Origin of the sequence: Streptomyces ardesiacus (assembly GCF_003112575.1) — a bacterium.
Taxonomy (GTDB): Bacteria; Actinomycetota; Actinomycetes; order Streptomycetales; family Streptomycetaceae; genus Streptomyces; species Streptomyces ardesiacus.
In genome coordinates this window covers 1293131-1308899 of the sequence record NZ_BEWC01000001.1, presented here as the reverse complement: position 1 = coordinate 1308899, position 15769 = coordinate 1293131, and the positions used below count along the sequence as shown (strand labels likewise).

At 72.8% G+C, this 15769-nt stretch carries 13 protein-coding genes; 9 read left to right on the top strand and 4 right to left on the bottom strand.

Annotated elements, in window-relative coordinates; all coding sequences use genetic code 11:
• Positions 1–206: 206 nt before the first annotated feature.
• Positions 207–1286: a rhamnose ABC transporter substrate-binding protein gene (gene rhaS / locus Sdi02f_RS05655; RefSeq protein ID WP_030401272.1), complete on the top strand. Its 1080-nt coding sequence runs from the start codon at positions 207–209 to the stop codon at positions 1284–1286.
• A gap of 37 nt (positions 1287–1323) precedes the next feature.
• Here rhaS and Sdi02f_RS05650 read toward each other — a convergent pair whose 3' ends face one another.
• Together Sdi02f_RS05650 and Sdi02f_RS05645 are read right to left on the bottom strand one after the other, a co-directional pair.
• Entirely contained in the window at positions 1324–2304 is a 981-nt protein-coding gene (locus Sdi02f_RS05650; protein WP_108932787.1) for an MASE1 domain-containing protein, read from the bottom strand.
• A 50-nt stretch (positions 2305–2354) separates the two neighbouring features.
• A complete protein-coding gene (locus tag Sdi02f_RS05645; RefSeq protein WP_030401274.1) occupies positions 2355–3185 on the bottom strand; it encodes a PP2C family protein-serine/threonine phosphatase in 831 nt (276 codons plus the stop codon).
• 165 nt (positions 3186–3350) lie between these two features.
• Here Sdi02f_RS05645 and Sdi02f_RS05640 point away from each other — a divergent pair, with 165 nt between their 5' ends.
• The 8 genes from Sdi02f_RS05640 (at position 3351) to Sdi02f_RS05605 (ending at position 13702) form a co-directional block, all read left to right on the top strand.
• Positions 3351–4250 carry an NAD-dependent protein deacetylase gene (locus tag Sdi02f_RS05640; RefSeq protein ID WP_108932786.1) on the top strand — a complete coding sequence of 300 codons (900 nt, stop codon included), beginning with the start codon at positions 3351–3353 and terminating at the stop codon, positions 4248–4250.
• Positions 4251–4393: 143 nt separating this feature from the next.
• Positions 4394–5683, top strand: a complete 1290-nt coding sequence (locus Sdi02f_RS05635; protein WP_053663626.1) for an ABC transporter substrate-binding protein — start codon at positions 4394–4396, stop codon at positions 5681–5683.
• Between the two features lie 85 nt (positions 5684–5768).
• The gene (locus Sdi02f_RS05630) at positions 5769–6710 is read left to right on the top strand and encodes a carbohydrate ABC transporter permease (RefSeq protein ID WP_030401277.1); all 942 of its coding nucleotides are present in this window, start codon (positions 5769–5771) and stop codon (positions 6708–6710) included.
• Positions 6711–6724: 14 nt separating this feature from the next.
• Positions 6725–7552, top strand: a complete 828-nt coding sequence (locus Sdi02f_RS05625; protein ID WP_030401278.1) for a carbohydrate ABC transporter permease — start codon at positions 6725–6727, stop codon at positions 7550–7552.
• Positions 7549–8592 (top strand): LacI family DNA-binding transcriptional regulator, encoded by a 1044-nt coding sequence (locus Sdi02f_RS05620; protein ID WP_030401279.1) that lies wholly within the window; start codon positions 7549–7551, stop codon positions 8590–8592. Before Sdi02f_RS05625 ends, Sdi02f_RS05620 begins: the two co-directional genes overlap by 4 nt.
• Before the next feature lie 65 nt (positions 8593–8657).
• A complete protein-coding gene (locus tag Sdi02f_RS05615; RefSeq protein WP_108932785.1) occupies positions 8658–10592 on the top strand; it encodes a glycoside hydrolase 5 family protein in 1935 nt (644 codons plus the stop codon).
• A complete protein-coding gene (locus Sdi02f_RS05610; protein ID WP_055468738.1) occupies positions 10589–12868 on the top strand; it encodes a glycoside hydrolase family 3 N-terminal domain-containing protein in 2280 nt (759 codons plus the stop codon). Before Sdi02f_RS05615 ends, Sdi02f_RS05610 begins: the two co-directional genes overlap by 4 nt.
• A 15-nt stretch (positions 12869–12883) precedes the next feature.
• Positions 12884–13702 (top strand): siderophore-interacting protein, encoded by an 819-nt coding sequence (locus Sdi02f_RS05605; RefSeq protein ID WP_167458123.1) that lies wholly within the window; start codon positions 12884–12886, stop codon positions 13700–13702.
• A 61-nt stretch (positions 13703–13763) separates the two neighbouring features.
• Here the strand turns inward: Sdi02f_RS05605 and Sdi02f_RS05600 are convergent, their stop codons facing one another.
• The gene (locus Sdi02f_RS05600) at positions 13764–14594 is read right to left on the bottom strand and encodes an alpha/beta fold hydrolase (RefSeq protein ID WP_053639633.1); all 831 of its coding nucleotides are present in this window, start codon (positions 14592–14594) and stop codon (positions 13764–13766) included.
• A gap of 124 nt (positions 14595–14718) precedes the next feature.
• Positions 14719–15690 carry a pirin family protein gene (locus Sdi02f_RS05595; protein ID WP_108932783.1) on the bottom strand — a complete coding sequence of 324 codons (972 nt, stop codon included), beginning with the start codon at positions 15688–15690 and terminating at the stop codon, positions 14719–14721.
• Between the last annotated feature and the right edge of the window lie 79 nt (positions 15691–15769).

Here is a 15769-nt window from a genome sequence, read left to right as displayed (position 1 = left end):
CCGGACCCCAACAACTGTTTCCCGCAAGTGCATTGACCACAACGGCGTTTGTGCCTAACGTCCCGTCAAGCTCCATTGAATCCTTTCAGTGCCCGGCCCCACGCCCGGGCGGCCCCACGCGTGCGCGCAACCGCAAGACCGCCACGGCTGAACGCACCTGGTGAACGGTCTTCGACCGCCGCACGTCGACCCAGCGAAAGAAGCACATGCTCAGAACCCCCGCACGCCGTGCCTCCGTACTCGTAGCCGCCGTGTCCTCCCTCAGTCTCCTCACCGCCGGGTGCGGTGAGGGCGACGCACCGGCGGACGGCGACACGGCGACGAACGCCAAGAACGCCGAGGCCTCCCCCAACGCCCCCACCAGGACGGGCCTCACCGTCGGCTTCCTTCCCAAGCAGGTCAACACGCCGTACTTCTCGGTCGCCGACCAGGGCGGGGAGCGCGCCGTCAAGTCCCTCGGCTCGACCTTCAAGGAAGTCGGCACGGACCAGGGTGCCGACGCCACCGGGCAGGTGTCCCACATCAACGACCTCACCAAGCAGGAGGTCGACGCCATCGCCGTCTCGGCCCTGGACCCGGACGCGCTGTGCGACGCCCTGAAGCAGGCCATGGAGGAGGGCGTCAAGGTCGTCACCTACGACTCCGACACGAAGCCGGAGTGCCGCTACGCCTTCGTCTCGCCCGCGAGCGCCGAGGACATCGCCGTACGGCAGCTGGAACTGCTCGGTGAGCAGATCGGCTACCAGGGCGACATCGCGATCCTGTCCGCCGCCCGGACGGCGACGAACCAGAACGCCTGGATCAGCAGCATCAAGGAGGAGCTGGCCGACCCGCGCTACAAGGACATGCGGCTGGTCGAGGTCGCCTACGGCGACGACGAGGCCGAGAAGTCGTACCAGGAGGCCGAGAAGCTGCTCGGCAAGCACGGGAAGCTGAAGGGGATCATCTCCCCCACCACCAACGGGATCAAGGCCGCCGCGAAGTACCTGTCCCAGTCGTCGTACAAGGGCAAGGTGAAGCTCACGGGGCTCGGCGCGCCCAACGACATGCGTCCCTACATCGAGGACGGCACGGTGGAGGCGTTCCTGCTGTGGGACCCGGCCAAGCTCGGGGAGCTGGCCGGTCACGCCGCCGTGGCCCTCGCCTCCGGGCAGATCACCGGGCGGGAGGGGCAGATGTTCCTGGCCGGCGACATGGGCTGGTTCAAGCTCGGCGAGAACGGCGTCATCACCCTCGGCGACCCGACGGTCTTCAACTCCCGCAACATCGACGACTACGACTTCTGACGTCCGTCTCCGGCGGCGGTGGCCCCCGCCGCCGGAATCACCGGGCGTCCGCTCCGGGCGTCCCGGGGCCGCCCGCGTTCAGGTGCTGGAGCGCCTCGACCAGTTCCTGGCAGGCCCGCTCCACCGACCGTCTGGTGTTGAGCTGTTCGCTGATCACCGAGGACAGCAGGAGCGCGGTCAGCCCCAGCGTCCCGTTGAACGCCTGGAGCTTCACCATCGTCTCGATCTCGGTCAGCCTGCCGAAGGAGCCCGCGCCCTGCCGGGCCGTGACGGTGGCCATCACCGAGGCGAACAGGGCGCACGGGATGCCGCCCGCCAGCTGGAAGCGCAGCGCCGTCAGGATGAGGATCGGAAAGGTCAGGAACATCACGCTGACCGAGCTGTACATGATCAGCGGCACCAGGACGCCCACGACGACGGTGAGCCCGGCGGCCTCGGCCCAGCGCGCGGACGGGGGCGGCAGCCGGGCGCGGTACAGCAGGAGCAGCAGCGGGGTGACGAGCACGACGCCCACGGCGTCGCCGACCCACCAGGCCAGCCAGACGATCCCCAGATGCTCCATGGGGAGTTTGCCCGACACCAGGAGCATGCCGACGCCGGTTCCCGAGCTGATCAGCATCGCCACCAGGGCGCCGAGGAAGACGAGCGCCAGTCCGTCCCGCAGGCGGCTCAGGCTCAGGCGGAACCCCACGGCGCGCAGCATCAGCCACGCGCAGACCGGGGCGGCGGTGTTGCCGGCCACGATCCCGACGGTCTCGGGTCCGGCGTTGCCGAGGGAGAGGACGACCAGCAGCGCGCCGAGGGCGATGCCCGGCACGCACCACGGCCCGAACAGGAGCAGGCAGGCGAGCGCCAGTCCGGTGGGCGGCCAGATGGGCGTGACCACCGCTCCGTCGGCCGTCAGCTGCTGCGACAGCCCCAGCCGCCCCGCCGCGTAGTAGACGCCGGCCACCAGCAGCGTCGCGCAGGCGAGGAGGACCGGTCGCGGCCATGCACGGATACCCACCACGGGAGCCATCAGACACCGGTGGCGCCGGGTCGGCGAGGCAGGAGACCCCGCGTCCCGCCCTACGGCGTAACGGTGCGCCCGTCGTGGCCGACGACGAGCACGGCCGCGTCGTCCTCGTGTCCGATCAGCTCGGCGTTCTTGAGCACGGCGGCCGCCAGGGCGTGCGCCTCCATGCCGACCGCGGTGGCGAGACCGGCCAGCCGCACCACCCGCTCCAGGCCGTCGTCGACGCTCAGGGACGGCCCCTCCACCACGCCGTCCGTGACCAGGACGAAGACTCCCCCGCTGGCGAGCCGGTACCGGGTCACCGGGTAGTCGGCGCCCTCCAGGACGCCCAGGGGAGGCCCGCCCTCGTCCCGGCAGACCTCGGCCCGGCCGTCCGCGGTGGCCCGGACGCACGGGACGTGTCCGGCCCGGGCGCTCTCCAGCAGGCCGCTCGCCGGGTCGTAGCGCATGAAGGTGCAGGTGGCGAACAGGTCCTTGTTGAGGGCGAGGAGCAGTTCGTTGGTGCAGGCCAGGAGGTCGCCGGGTTCGCTGGTCACGGAGGCGAGCGCCCGCAGGCCGACCCGCACCTGGCCCATGAAGGCGGCCGCGTCGATGGCGTGGCCCTGGACGTCGCCGACCGAGAGACCGATGCGGCCGTCGGGGAGGGTGAAGGCGTCGTACCAGTCGCCGCCGACGTTGAGCCCGGCGTACGCGGGCGAGTAGCACGCGGCCAGGCGGACGCCGGGGATGGCGGGCAGGTCCGCCGGGAGCATGTCGCGCTGCAGGGCGATCGCCAGCTCCACCTGGGACCGCCGCAGCTCGGCCAGCTCCCTGGCCTGCGTGGTCAGCGTGGCCAGCCGGGCGAGCAGTTCTTCACCGTCAGGTGCGGGACGCTTGCGGAACATCGGCCACTCCCGCCAGGCCGCCTTCCCGGCGGGGCCTTGCGGCCCCTGGACAGTGCAAGTCTGTCACCCGGGACCGAAAAGGTCATGCCGAGCCGTCCGGGCCCTCGTCCCGTCCCCCGTCCCCGCCCCCGTCCCGTCCGGCGGCGCGTTCCGTACCCTTGCCGCATGCGCATGCGTCCCACTCTGAGCTGGACCCCGGGAGACGATCTGCCGCCGGGCACCACGGACCTCGCGCCCGTCACCGAGGCGCTGCGGGCCGGCGGGGTGCTGGTGCTCAGCGGGGCGGGCATCTCCACGGAGTCGGGCATCCCCGACTACCGGGGCGAGGGCGGCAGCCTGAGCCGCCACACGCCGATGACCTACCAGGACTTCACCGGTTCGCCCGAGGCCCGCCGCCGGTACTGGGCGCGCAGTCACCTCGGCTGGCGCACCTTCGGCCGCGCCCGGCCCAACGCGGGGCACCGGTCGGTGGCGGCGTTCGGGCGGCACGGTCTGCTGACCGGTGTGATCACCCAGAACGTCGACGGTCTGCACCAGGCGGCGGGCAGCGAGGGTGCCGTGGAGCTCCACGGCAGCCTGGACCGGGTCGTCTGCCTGTCCTGCGGCGCCTTCAGCCCGCGCGGCGAACTCGCCCGGCGCCTGGAGGAGGTCAACGCGGGCTTCGCGCCGGTGGCCGCCGGGATCAACCCGGACGGCGACGCGGACCTCACCGACGAGCAGGTCGGGGACTTCCAGGTGGTGCCCTGCGCGGTCTGCGGCGGCGTCCTCAAGCCGGACGTGGTCTTCTTCGGCGAGAACGTGCCGCCGCGGCGCGTCGAGCACTGCCGCGAGCTGGTGCGGGCGGCGTCCTCGCTGCTGGTCCTGGGCTCCTCGCTGACGGTGATGTCCGGCCTCCGTTTCGTCCGCCAGGCGGCCGACGCGGGCAAGCCGGTCCTGATCGTCAACCGCGACGCCACCCGCGGCGACCGCCTGGCCCTCACCCGGGTCGCACTCCCGCTGGGACCGGCCCTCACCGCCGTGGCGGACCGGCTGGGCCTGGCCGTCCCGGCCGCCGCGACGGCCTGACCAGGCGGCTCGCGCCCCCCGCCGGGTCCGCAATCTCCCCGCTCCACCCCCTTGACCGTGGTCCCCGCACTCCATATGGTCCTCGCACCTCACGAGGTACATCGATTAACCAATCGTTAACCGCTTGGTTGGAGACCACCCCTGTGCGCTCATCGCTGACACGGCGCGACCTGCTCGCCGCCGGTTCCGGTCTGGCCGCGGCCGCGGCCCTGCCCGCTCTGTCCGGCTGCTCGTCGCTGGCGTCGGCGGACTCCGACCCGGACACCCTCGTCGTCCACACCCAGCTCGGCACCACCGCGCCGGGCTCCCCCACCTACCTCGCGGCCGTGGACCGTTTCCGCGAGGAGAATCCGGGAGTGAAGGTCAAGAACCTGGTCAACGGCGACGACCTCGCGCAGGTCTACGAGACCTCGCGGCTGGCCCGCAAGGAGGCCGACGTCGTGATGGTCAACCTCTACGACAAGACGCTGGCCTGGACGGACGTGGGCGCGACCGTCGACGTCCGGCCCTACCTCGACGACTGGGGGCTGCGCGGGCGCGTCCTGCCCGCCGCGCTGGCCGACTGGACCGACGACGAGGGCCGGCTCCGGGCCTTCCCCTACTTCGCCACCAACTGGCCCGTGGCCTACAACCGCGCCCTGCTCGACCGGGCCGGGGTCGACGCGGTCCCCACGACCGGGGACGCGCTGATCGCCGCGGCCCGCAGACTGCGCGCCAAGGGCATCGCCCCGGTGACCGTGGGCGGCAACGACTGGACCGGGCAGAAGCTGATGGCGCAGATCATCCAGACGTTCCTGTCCCAGGAGGAGGCCCGGCACGTCTACACCACGGGCGACTTCTCGGGACGCGGCGCGCGCCGGGGCATCGAGTACTTCACGCACCTGCGGGACGCGGGTGTCTTCGCGGACAAGGCCCAGGGGCTGACCTCCGACTCGATGACGACGCAGTTCAACACCGAGGAGGCGGCCGTGCAGTCGGCGATGTCCTCGGCCCTGGCCAAGGTGCCCGAGAAGGTGGCCCGGCACACGGAGGTGGGCGGCTGGCCGCTCGCGGACGGTGCGGCGCACGACGGTCCGACCGTCATCCGCGCCTACACCCTCATCGGTTTCTGGATCAGCCCCAACGGCGTCCGCAAGATCGAGCACGTCGAGAAGTTCCTGCGGTTCATGTACCGCGAGGACACGGTGGCCCGGTTCGTGACGGAGAGCGGACGGGACATGGCCCTGCGCACGGACGCCGTCTCCACCGGCTTCCCGCTGGTGGGGGCGGCCCAGCGGCTCGGCTCCGAGGTGAGCCAGGTGCTCCTGCCCGACGTGTACGTGCCGCCCGCCGCCGCGCAGCCGCTGATCACCGCGACCAGCACCTCGTTCACCCGGGGCACCAGCGCGGCCCGCGTGCGCGCCGCGCTGGAGTCGGCGTACCGGTCGGCATGAGCCGCCGCCCCCGCCGCGCCGGCGGCGCCGCCCGCTTCGCCCTCGTCCCCCTCCCCCGTTCCCCCCGTACTCCGGGAGTCACCGCATGACGACGCTCACGACGACGCCGGACGGGAGCGCGGCCCGCAGGTCCGCCCCGCCCGCCTCCCCCGCCCCGGCCGGGCGCCGGCCCCGGCAGGGCGGCACCGTCCTCGCGGTGCCCGCGCTGGTGTGGTACCTGGTCTTCATGGTCGGGCCGCTGCTCGCCATCTTCGTGATCGCGGCCCTGCACTGGCCGGGCATGCTCCAGCCGGTGTCCTTCGCCGGGCTCGACAACGTCCGGACGGTGCTGGACGACCCGGTGTTCTGGGACGCGGTCCGCAACACCGCGGTCCAACTGGCCGTCGCCGTCCCGGTGATGATCGTCTGCGCGTTCATGCTGGGGTACTACGTCGCCCAACGGCCGCCCGGACACAGGGTCATCCGCTATCTGCTCTTCATCCCCGGGCTGATCTCCACGCCCGCGAAGGCGATGGTCTTCTACGCGGCCCTGTCCCCGGACGGTCTGCTCAACGGAGGGCTGGAGAGCGTCGGCCTCGGCTCCCTCGCCGACGCCTGGCTGGCCTCGCCGTCGACGGCCCTGGCCTGTCTGATCGCCCTGGACATCTGGGCCGGCATCGGTTTCACCGCCGTACTGTTCGCCGCCCGGCTGGGCAGTGTGCCGGACGAGCTGGGTGAGGCCGCCCAGTTGGACGGGGCGGGGCACTGGCGGACGATGTGGTCGGTCCACTTCCCCGTCGTCCGCGACTACGTGGGCGTCGTGACGATGCTCCAGTTCCTGTGGACGCTGTTCGGCTCGGCACAGCACGTGCTGCTGCTCACGCAGGGCGGTCCGGGCACCTCGTCCACCACGCTGTCCTTCCTCGTCTACCAGAAGGCGTTCATCGCCGCCGACCTCGGCTACAGCCAGACCGTCGGGGTCCTCCTCTTCCTGGCCGGACTCGTCGGGCTGCTGACGATCCGCCGCGTCTTCCGCCAGAACTACTGATCGGAGCAGCACTGATGAAGCTCGGCAAGCGCTGGCTCCCGGCCCACATCCTGGTGTGGACGTACGCGGTGCTGCTCGTCGTCCCGCTGTACTACTTCCTCGCGTCGGCCTTCAAGTCGAACGACGAGATTTTCGCGCACCCCTTCGCCCCGCCCACCTCGCTGGGGTTCGGCAACTTCCGTACGGCCTTCGAGAGCGCCGACCTCGGTCTCGCGGTCGTCAACTCGGCGCTGGTGACGCTGTTCTCGCTGGCGCTGACACTGCTGCTGGCGATCCCGGCCGCGTTCGCGCTGGCGCGTTCGACCGGGCGGCTGGCGGGCGTGGTCGAGAAGGTCTTCTCGCTGGGCTTCCTGATCCCGACCTTCGCGGCGCTCTTCCCCACCTTCCTCCTCGCGGCGGCCACCGGGCTGTTCCACACCCGGATCTTCATGGTGCTGTTCCTGCCGGCCACGGCGCTGCCTCTGTCGGTGGTGATCCTGGTGCAGTTCATGCGCACCATCCCGCCGGAGATGGAGGAGGCCGCCCGGCTGGACGGGGCGTCCACCTTCGCGGTGCTGCGGCACGTCTACACGCCGATGTGCCTGCCGGGCATCGCCACAGTGCTGCTGCTGAACTTCCTGACCTTCTGGAACGAGTACCTGTACTCCCTGGTCATCATCGGTCCGGACCCGGCGCAGCGGACGGTGCAGGTGGCGCTGCCGACGCTGAAGTCGATCACCGGCACGGACTACGGCGTGCTGACGGCGGGCACGGTGCTGACCCTGGTGCCGGTGTGGCTCGTCTACACCCTGCTCCAGAAGCGCATGCAGCAGGCCCTGGTCAGCGGGGCGGTGAAGATGTGAGCGTGACCACCGGGCGGGCCGGCCGCCGGCCCACGATCAAGGCGGTCGCGGCGGCGGCCGGGGTGTCCACGGCCGCCGTGTCCCAGGCCTTCAACAACAAGGGCCGCCTCTCCGAGGCGACCCGCCGCCGGATCCTCGACACCGCGCTGGAGCTGGGCTGGTCGCCCAGCGCCTCCGCCGCGGCACTGCGCAACGCGCGCACCCGCAGCCTCGCCCTGGTGGTGCGGCGCCCCACGGACGTCCTCGGCTCCGACCCGCACTTCAGCGAGCTGATCACCGGCATAGAGGGCGAACTGGCGCCGCGCGGCTACGGTCTGCTGCTGCACCTGGTCAGCGGTCACCGCGAGGAGAACGCGCTGTACGAGCGGCTCGCGGCCGAGGGCCGGGTGGACGGCGCCGTGCTCACCGACGCCCGCGACGACGACGCCCGGCCCGCGCTGCTCGCCCGTCTGGGACTGCCGGCGGTGCTGCTCGGGTCGCCCGACGACACGGCAGTCGTGCCGCGCATCGGGCTGCGCGACCAGGGCGCGGGGATCGCCGAGGCGGTCGCGCACCTGCTGGACCGCGGACACCGGCGCGTCGCCTACGTCAGCGGGCCGCCCGAGCTCCAGCACACCCGCGTCCGCAGGGCGGCCTTCGAGCAGGCCCTGCGCGAGGCGGGCCTGCGCCCGTTCGCGGTCCTGCCCACCGACTTCAGCGAACGGCGTGCCGTGGGCGCCACGGAGGCACTCCTCGACGCCGCCGACCGGCCCACGGCGATCGTGTACGCCAACGACTCGATGGCGGTCTGCGGCATCGGCACCGCCCAGCGGGCGGGGCTGACCGTGCCCCGCGACCTGTCCGTCGTCGGCTACGACAACCTGCCGCTCGGCTCCTGGCTCCATCCCCGGCTGACCACCGTCGACCAGCAGGTGCAGCGGGTCGGCGCGGCCGCCGCCCGCATGCTCCTCGCCCTGTGCGGCGAGGAGGTCGAGGACACCGCCCTCGCCGCACGGCCCCGCCTGGTCGTACGCGAGTCCACGGGGCCCGCCCCCACCTGACCACCACCGGGCCGCGGCGGACCGCGGCCACGCACCCTCCGCACCCCCACCACCCGAGAAGGACCATGCGACGCCACAGCGCCCAGCTCACCCACCAGCCCGACGTCCTGCCCTGGCTCGGCGCCAACTTCTGGTCCCGCACCGGCGGTCCGCTGATGTGGCGGAACTACGACCCGGCCGTCGTCCGTGACGAACTGCGTGTGCTCGCCGAGCACGGCCTGAACACGACCCGTTCCTTCTTCTACTGGCCGGACTTCCACCCGGAGCCGGACCGGATCGACGAGGAACTGTGCGCGCGGTTCGAGGACTTCCTCGACGCCCACGCGCAGGCCGGCATGGGGACCATACCGACCTTCATCGTCGGCCACATGTCGGGCGAGAACTGGGACCCCGCCTGGCGCGGCAACCGGGACCTGTACGAGGACGTGTGGATGGTCGGCCGCCAGGCCTGGTTCGTCTCCCGCATGGCCCGCCGCTTCAAGGACCACCCGGCGGTCACGGGCTGGCTGATCACCAACGAGATGCCCGGGTACGGCCGGATCTACCAGGTGGACCCGCCGTCCTCCGACGTGGTGACCGCGTGGGCGCAGGCCATGTGCAACGCGGTGCGGGCGACGGGCGCGACGCAGCCGGTGTCGCTGGGCGACGGGGCGTGGGGCATCGAGGTCACCGGCCGCGACAACGGCTTCTCGCTGCGGGAGACGGCCGAGTACGTCGACTTCGTCGGCCCGCACGTGTACCGCTCCGACACCGACCGGCCGCGCCAGCACTACCGTGCCGCGTTCGAGTGCGAGCTGGCCTCGGTGACCGGGCAGCCCGTCGTGCTGGAGGAGTTCGGGCTGTCGACCGACACCGTCTCGGCCGCCAACGCGGGCGTCTTCTACCGGCAGACCCTGCACAACTCGCTGCTGGGCGGGGCCACGGGCTGGCTCGCCTGGAACAACACCGACTACGACGACCTGTGGGACCGGTCCCCCTACGACCACCACCCCTTCGAGATGCACTTCGGCATCACCGACTCCGCCGGGGCACCCAAGGCTCCGTTGCGGGAACTGGCGTCCTTCGCCGAGGTGTTGAAGGCGGTGGACTTCACCCGCTGCGTCCGCGCGGACGCCGGCGCGGCCCTGGTCGTGCCCGCCTTCCTCGAACGCGGCTACCCCTACAGCCGCCCCGCCGACCGGCCGCTGATCTTCACGTCCCTGCACCAGGGTTACGTGACGGCGCGCGCCGCCGACCTGCCGGTGGCCCTCACCCGCGAGGCCGACGGACTGCCGGGCGAGGCGTCGCTCTACCTCCTCCCGGCCACCCGGCAGCTCACCACCCGCACCCGCAGGGAGCTGGCCCGCCGGGCCGCCGAGGGCGCCACCGTGTACCTGTCGTTCTGCTCCGGCGAGCACCCGGTCACCCGGGGCCCGTGGTTCGACGACCTCGACGGGCTCTTCGGCGTGGAGCTGCAGTTGTCGTACGGCGTCGCCGAGCCGATCGAGGACGACGAGCTGGAGATGACGTTCACCGAGGACTTCGGCGGCCTGCGCGCCGGCGAGGTGCTGCGCTTCCCGGTCGCCGGGAACGAGGACAGCCGCGCCTACCTGCCCGTCGTACCGCGTGCCGGACGCGTCGTGGCCGTGGACGCGCACGGCCGGCCGGCGCTGATCGTGCACGAGACCGGCGTCGGCCGCACGGTGCTGGCCACCTATCCGCTGGAGCACATGGCGGCCCGCACCGCGCGTGTCAACCCCGATGTCACGCACCGTCTCTACGCGGCGCTGGCCCGGGTGGCGGGCGTGCGGCGGCCCGTCACGGTCGAGGACCCGCACGTCTCGGCGGACGTCCTCGTCCACGCCGACGGCCGCCGTTTCGTGTGGCTGGTCAGCCAGAGTCCCGACCCGCTCGTGGTCCGTCCGGCCGCCGAGGGCACGCTGCACGGCCTGTTCGACGGCGCCCCGGTGCGGGACGTGGCGCTCGACGCGTACGGCGTGGTCGTGCTGGAGCTGCGATGACCCTCCCCCGCTACCGCGATCCGGCGGCCCCCGTGCCGGACCGCGTCCGTGACCTGCTGGACCGCATGACGCTGCCGGAGAAGGTCGGCCAGCTCAACCAGCGCATGTACGGCTGGGACGCCTACGAGCGCGCCGGGGACGGACACCGCCTCACCGACGCCTTCCGCGCGGAGGTCGCCGCCTTCGACGGCATGGGCGCGCTGTACGGGCTGCAGCGGGCCGACGCCTGGTCCGGCGTCGGCTTCGCGGACGGCCTCGACGCGCGGGACGGGGCCCGGGCGGCGGCGGCCGTGCAGCGGTACCTCGTGGACCACACCCGGCTCGGCATCCCGGCCCTGCTGGTGGAGGAGATGCCGCACGGCCACCAGGCGCTGGACGGCACGGTGCTGCCGGTGAACCTCGCGGCCGGTGCCACCTGGGACCCGCGGCTGTACGCCGATGCCGTGGCCGGGGCCGCGGGCGAACTGCGGGCCCGCGGTGCGCACATCGCGCTGGTGTCGGCGCTCGACCTGGTGCGCGACCCGCGCTGGGGACGCAGCGAGGAGTGCTTCGCGGAGGACCCGTACCTGGCGGCGCGGATGACCGAGGCGCTGGTCGAGGGCGCGGGACGGGCGGGGGTGGCCGTGGTCCTCAAGCACTTCGCCGGGCAGGGCGCCACGGTCGGCGGCCGCAACAGCGCGGCGACGGAGCTGGGGACGCGCGAACTGCACGAGGTGCATCTCGCGGCGGCCCGGGCGGGGGTGGCCGCGGGCGCGGCCGGGGTGATGGCCGCCTACAACGAGTTCGACGGCCTGCCCTGCGTCGCCAGCCGGTACCTGCTGACCGACCTGCTGCGCACCCAGTGGGGCTTCGAGGGCGTCGTCATGGCGGACGGCACGGCGGTGGACCGGCTGGTCCGGCTGACCGGCGATCCGGTGGCGGCCGGGGCGCTGGCCCTGGACGCGGGATGCGATCTGAGCCTGTGGGACGACTCCTTCACCCGGCTCGGCGAGGCGGTGGAGCGCGGTCTGGTGTCCGAGCCGGCGCTGGACGCCGCGGTGGCCCGGGTCCTCGCCCTGAAGTTCCGCCTGGGCCTGTTCGAGGCACCCGTGCCGTCGGCCGACGCCGAAGTCCTACCCGATCCTGGGGAGTTGAGCGAGCGTGTCGCCCGTGCCTCGGTGACGCTGCTCTCCCACGAGGGCGGCGTGCTGCCCCTGTCCCGCGGGCTGCGGCGGATCGCGGTCCTCGGGCCGAACGCCGACTCCCTGGCCCAGCAGATCGGCGACTACACGGCACCGCAGCGGCCGGGCTCCGGCATCACCGTTCTGGAGGGCGTCCGCGCGGCGGCCGCGCCGGGAACCGAGGTGGTGCACGGCCGCGGGTGCGACCTCGTGGGCGAGGACGTGTCACAGGTCCCGGCGGCGGTCGCGCTGGCGGCCGGATCCGACGTGGCGGTGCTCGTGCTGGGCGGGTCCAGCGCCCGCTCCCCGGACACGGTCTTCGACGCCAACGGCGCGGCCGTCACGGGGTCCGCACCGGCGACCGGGATGACCTGCGGGGAGGGCGTCGACCTGGCGGACCTGGCGCTGCCGTCGGCGCAACGGGCGCTGCTGGCGGCGGTGTCGGCGACCGGGACCCCGGTCGTGGTGGTGCTGGTCCAGGGCCGCCCGCACGCCCTGCCGGAGGCGGACGCGCCGGCGGCGGTGCTGAGCGCCTGGTACCCGGGCCCGCGCGGTGGGCGCGCCGTGGCCGAGGTGCTGTTCGGCGACGCCGAGCCGCGCGGCCGGCTGCCGGTCTCCGTGCCCCGGTCGGCGGCCCAACTGCCCGTCTTCTACAACGGCAAGGACCACCGCTATCGCGGGTACGTCGACCAGAGCGCCGGGCCTCTCCACGCCTTCGGGCACGGTCTGTCGTACACGAGCGTGGAGTACGGGGAGCCGCGCCTGTCGCACACGCGTGTCGGCGCCCGGGCGCCGCTCGCGACCTGCCGGGTCACGGTCCGCAACACCGGGCCCCGCCGGGCCGAGGAGACGGTCCAGCTCTATGTGCGCCGTCTGTCCGGGGGCACGTCCTGGCCGCGCGTGCGCGAACTGCGCGGTTTCGTCCGCCTGAGCATCGCGCCCGGCGCCGAGGCGGACGCGGTCTTCGAGGTGGGGCCGGACACGCTGGCGTCGGTGGGGCGCGACCTGCGGCTCGCGGTCGAGCCCGGGGTGGTGGAACTGGAGACGGGCCCGGCGTCCGACCGGACCCGGGGTGTCCGCCTGGAGATCACGGACTCGGCATCGCACGCAACTTAGGCTAGCCTTACCTTCATGGCAAAGGTTCGACGGCTCACGCCCCAGCACCCGCAGATGTTCCGCGCCCACGTCGTGCGGACCGAGCGGATCTCCCCGTCCATGCAGCGCGTCACGGTCACCGGTCCCGATCTGGGCGGCTTCCCGTGGCTGGGGTACGACCACTGGTTCCGTCTGTTCTTCCCGCTCTCCCACCAACGCGGCCTGCGGCTGCCGGAGTTCCGCGGTTCCCAGTGGTGGCAGCCGTATCTGGCGATCCCCGAGGAGGAGCGTCCGCACTGCGCCAACTACTCGGTGGCCGACTACCGCAGCGAGGCGGCCGAGCTGGACATCGACTTCGTCGTCCACCGCGGCCCCACGGGCGAGATCGAGGGCAGGGCCGCGATCTGGGCCTGCGCCGCCCGCCCCGGCGACGCGCTCGCCCTGCTCGACCAGGGCGTCCTCTTCGACTGCCCGCCGGGCGCCTCCGAGGTCACCGTGGTGGCCGACGAGACCGGACTGCCCGCCACGGCGAGCATCATGCGTTCGCTCCCCGAGGGCACCGTGGGACGCCTCATCCAGGAGATCCCCACCGACGCCGACCGCCGCGCACTGGACGCCCCGGCCGGGGTGACCGTCTCCTGGGTCGTGCGCCGGGCCGGCGCCTCGGTCCCCGGCGCCGCCGCGCTGCGTGAGCTGCGCCGGCTGACCCGCGCCGACGCGGCCGGATACGCCTTCGTCGTCGGCGAGTCGACCCTGGCCACCGAGGGGCGCAGGCACCTGCACCGCCTGGGCCTGCCGAAGGAGCGCATCACCTTCTCGGGGTTCTGGAAGCACGAGGCGATGGCGGCGGCCTGACGCGCCCGGGGCGGCCGCCCGCCCGGCCGCCCGCCTCCCCCCGGGGGCGCCGTGGCCCGGCTTACGACTTCACGAAGGCCAGGAGGTCGGGGTTGACGACCTCCGGGTGGGTCGAGAGCATCCCGTGCGGAAGTCCTTCGTACGCCTTGAGGGTGCCGTTCGCCAGGAGTTCCACCGACTTCGGAGCGGCGTCGGCGTAGGGCACGACCTGGTCGTCCGTTCCGTGCGCGACGAGGACCGGGACCTCGATCCGCTTGAGGTCCTCGGTGAAGTCGGTCTCCGAGAACGCGGCGATGCACTCGTAGTGCGCGTTGGCCGCGCCCGCCATGCCCTGGAGCCACCAGCGGTCGATCAGCCCCTGGGACACCGTCGCGCCCTCCCGGTTGAAGCCGTAGAAGGGACCGGACGGCACGTCGATGAAGAACTGCGCGCGATTGGCGGCGAGGGCCGTGCGGAACTCGTCGAAGACCTCGATCGGCAGGCCCTCGGGGTTGGACTCGGACCTCACCATCACCGGCGGGACGGCACTGACGAGGACGGCCTTCGCCACCCGGCCCGGCTCGGCGCGCGCCACGTAGCGCGCGACCTCGCCGCCGCCGGTGGAGTGGCCGATGTGCACCGCGTCCCGCAGGTCGAGGGCCTCGGTCAGCGCCGCGACGTCGGCGGCGTAGGTGTCCATGTCGTGGCCGGTGGCGGGCTGGTCCGAGCGTCCGTGGCCACGCCGGTCGTGGGCGATGACGCGAAAGCCGTGGGAGAGGAAGAACAACATCTGGTTGTCCCAGTCGTCGGCGCTGAGCGGCCATCCGTGATGGAAGACGACCGGCTGCGCGTCGCGCGGGCCCCAGTCCTTGTAGAAGAGGGTGGTGCCGTCGGAGGTGGTGACCGTGGCCATGGCTGATCCTTCCGCGTGGGGCACTGATCCGCGTCAGCCACGTTACGCCGATAACCGGCATACCTCATTTTCCGGCGGGCCCGGCCGCTTCGGACTCACGGCCGGCCAGGCCCTCCCGGCACGGTCAGCGCGCCCTGCGCCGCGGCTTGAGAGGCGTGTTCGGCAGCTCGGGTGCGGGCAGCGGAGCGCCGTCGTAACCGTGGACCTCGCCGAAGCGGTCGCCCTTCGTCCAGTCCTCGCGGGCCCGGACGATCTCCTCGTGCGAGCGCCCCACGAAGTTCCACCACATGACGATCTCCTCCGGGAAGGGGGGCCCGCCCAGGACCAGCAGCCGGGCGGGCGCGGGAGCCTCGTTCGTGAGGGCGAGGGTGCCGCGTCCCGGTGCGGTGTACGCCAGTTCGGCGGGGCGTACGGCCGTCCCCTCCAGGCGGACGTCGCCGCTGTCGACGAGGACGCCGTGCTCGAAGCCGGGGTCGACGTCCAGGGTCACGGCGGCGCCCGGGGCGAGGGTCACCTCGGCACCGAGCAGGGGCGTGAAGGTGCCGACCGGCGAGGTGTCCCCGGCGAGCGAGCCGAGGAAGACGCGCACCTCGCCGCCGTCCAGGGGGACCGGGGCGGGCACGTGGTGCTCGAAGGCCGGGGCGGTGTCGCGGTGCTCCGAGGGCAGCGCCACCCAGAGCTGCACGCCGTGCAGGATCGTGGTGTCCGGCGTGGACACCTCCGAGTGGCTGATGCCGAGGCCGCCCGTCATGAGGTTCACCTCGCCCGGCCTGACCAGCGCGTGGCTGCCCACGCTGTCCCGGTGCTCGATCGTCCCGCTGAACAGCCAACTGACGGTCTGCAGACCGATGTGCGGGTGGGGGGCCACGTTCATGCCGCCCGACCGCGAGACCTCGTCGGGACCGTAGTGGTCGGCGAAGCACCAGGCCCCGATCAGGGTCCGGGCCCGCTGGGGCAGCGTCCGGCGCACCGTCATCGCCCGCGGCCCGCCGAGCGGGACGTCCCGCGCGGTGAGGATCTCCACGCCGGCCGCGGGCGTCCCGTTCTCCGGTGCCCCGCACCTGACTTCGGCGGGGCGCGTCTCCGTGTTGCTCACCGCTCGGCCCTCCCACTCGACCCTGAAAGTTTCAATTTCAACTTCTATGGTTCGATGATAGGACGTGACGAACGCGACC

Bases quoted from the DNA above. Each gene is read 5' to 3' on its own strand.
- rhaS (WP_030401272.1), top strand. From the start codon at position 207: ATGCTCAGAACCCCCGCACGCCGTGCCTCCGTACTCGTAGCCGCCGTG.
- Sdi02f_RS05650 (WP_108932787.1), bottom strand. From the start codon at position 2,304: ATGGCTCCCGTGGTGGGTATCCGTGCATGGCCGCGACCGGTCCTCCTC.
- Sdi02f_RS05645 (WP_030401274.1), bottom strand. From the start codon at position 3,185: ATGTTCCGCAAGCGTCCCGCACCTGACGGTGAAGAACTGCTCGCCCGG.
- Sdi02f_RS05640 (WP_108932786.1), top strand. From the start codon at position 3,351: ATGCGCATGCGTCCCACTCTGAGCTGGACCCCGGGAGACGATCTGCCG.
- Sdi02f_RS05630 (WP_030401277.1), top strand. From the start codon at position 5,769: ATGACGACGCTCACGACGACGCCGGACGGGAGCGCGGCCCGCAGGTCC.
- Sdi02f_RS05625 (WP_030401278.1), top strand. From the start codon at position 6,725: ATGAAGCTCGGCAAGCGCTGGCTCCCGGCCCACATCCTGGTGTGGACG.
- Sdi02f_RS05615 (WP_108932785.1), top strand. From the start codon at position 8,658: ATGCGACGCCACAGCGCCCAGCTCACCCACCAGCCCGACGTCCTGCCC.
- Sdi02f_RS05610 (WP_055468738.1), top strand. From the start codon at position 10,589: ATGACCCTCCCCCGCTACCGCGATCCGGCGGCCCCCGTGCCGGACCGC.
- Sdi02f_RS05605 (WP_167458123.1), top strand. From the start codon at position 12,884: ATGGCAAAGGTTCGACGGCTCACGCCCCAGCACCCGCAGATGTTCCGC.
- Sdi02f_RS05600 (WP_053639633.1), bottom strand. From the start codon at position 14,594: ATGGCCACGGTCACCACCTCCGACGGCACCACCCTCTTCTACAAGGAC.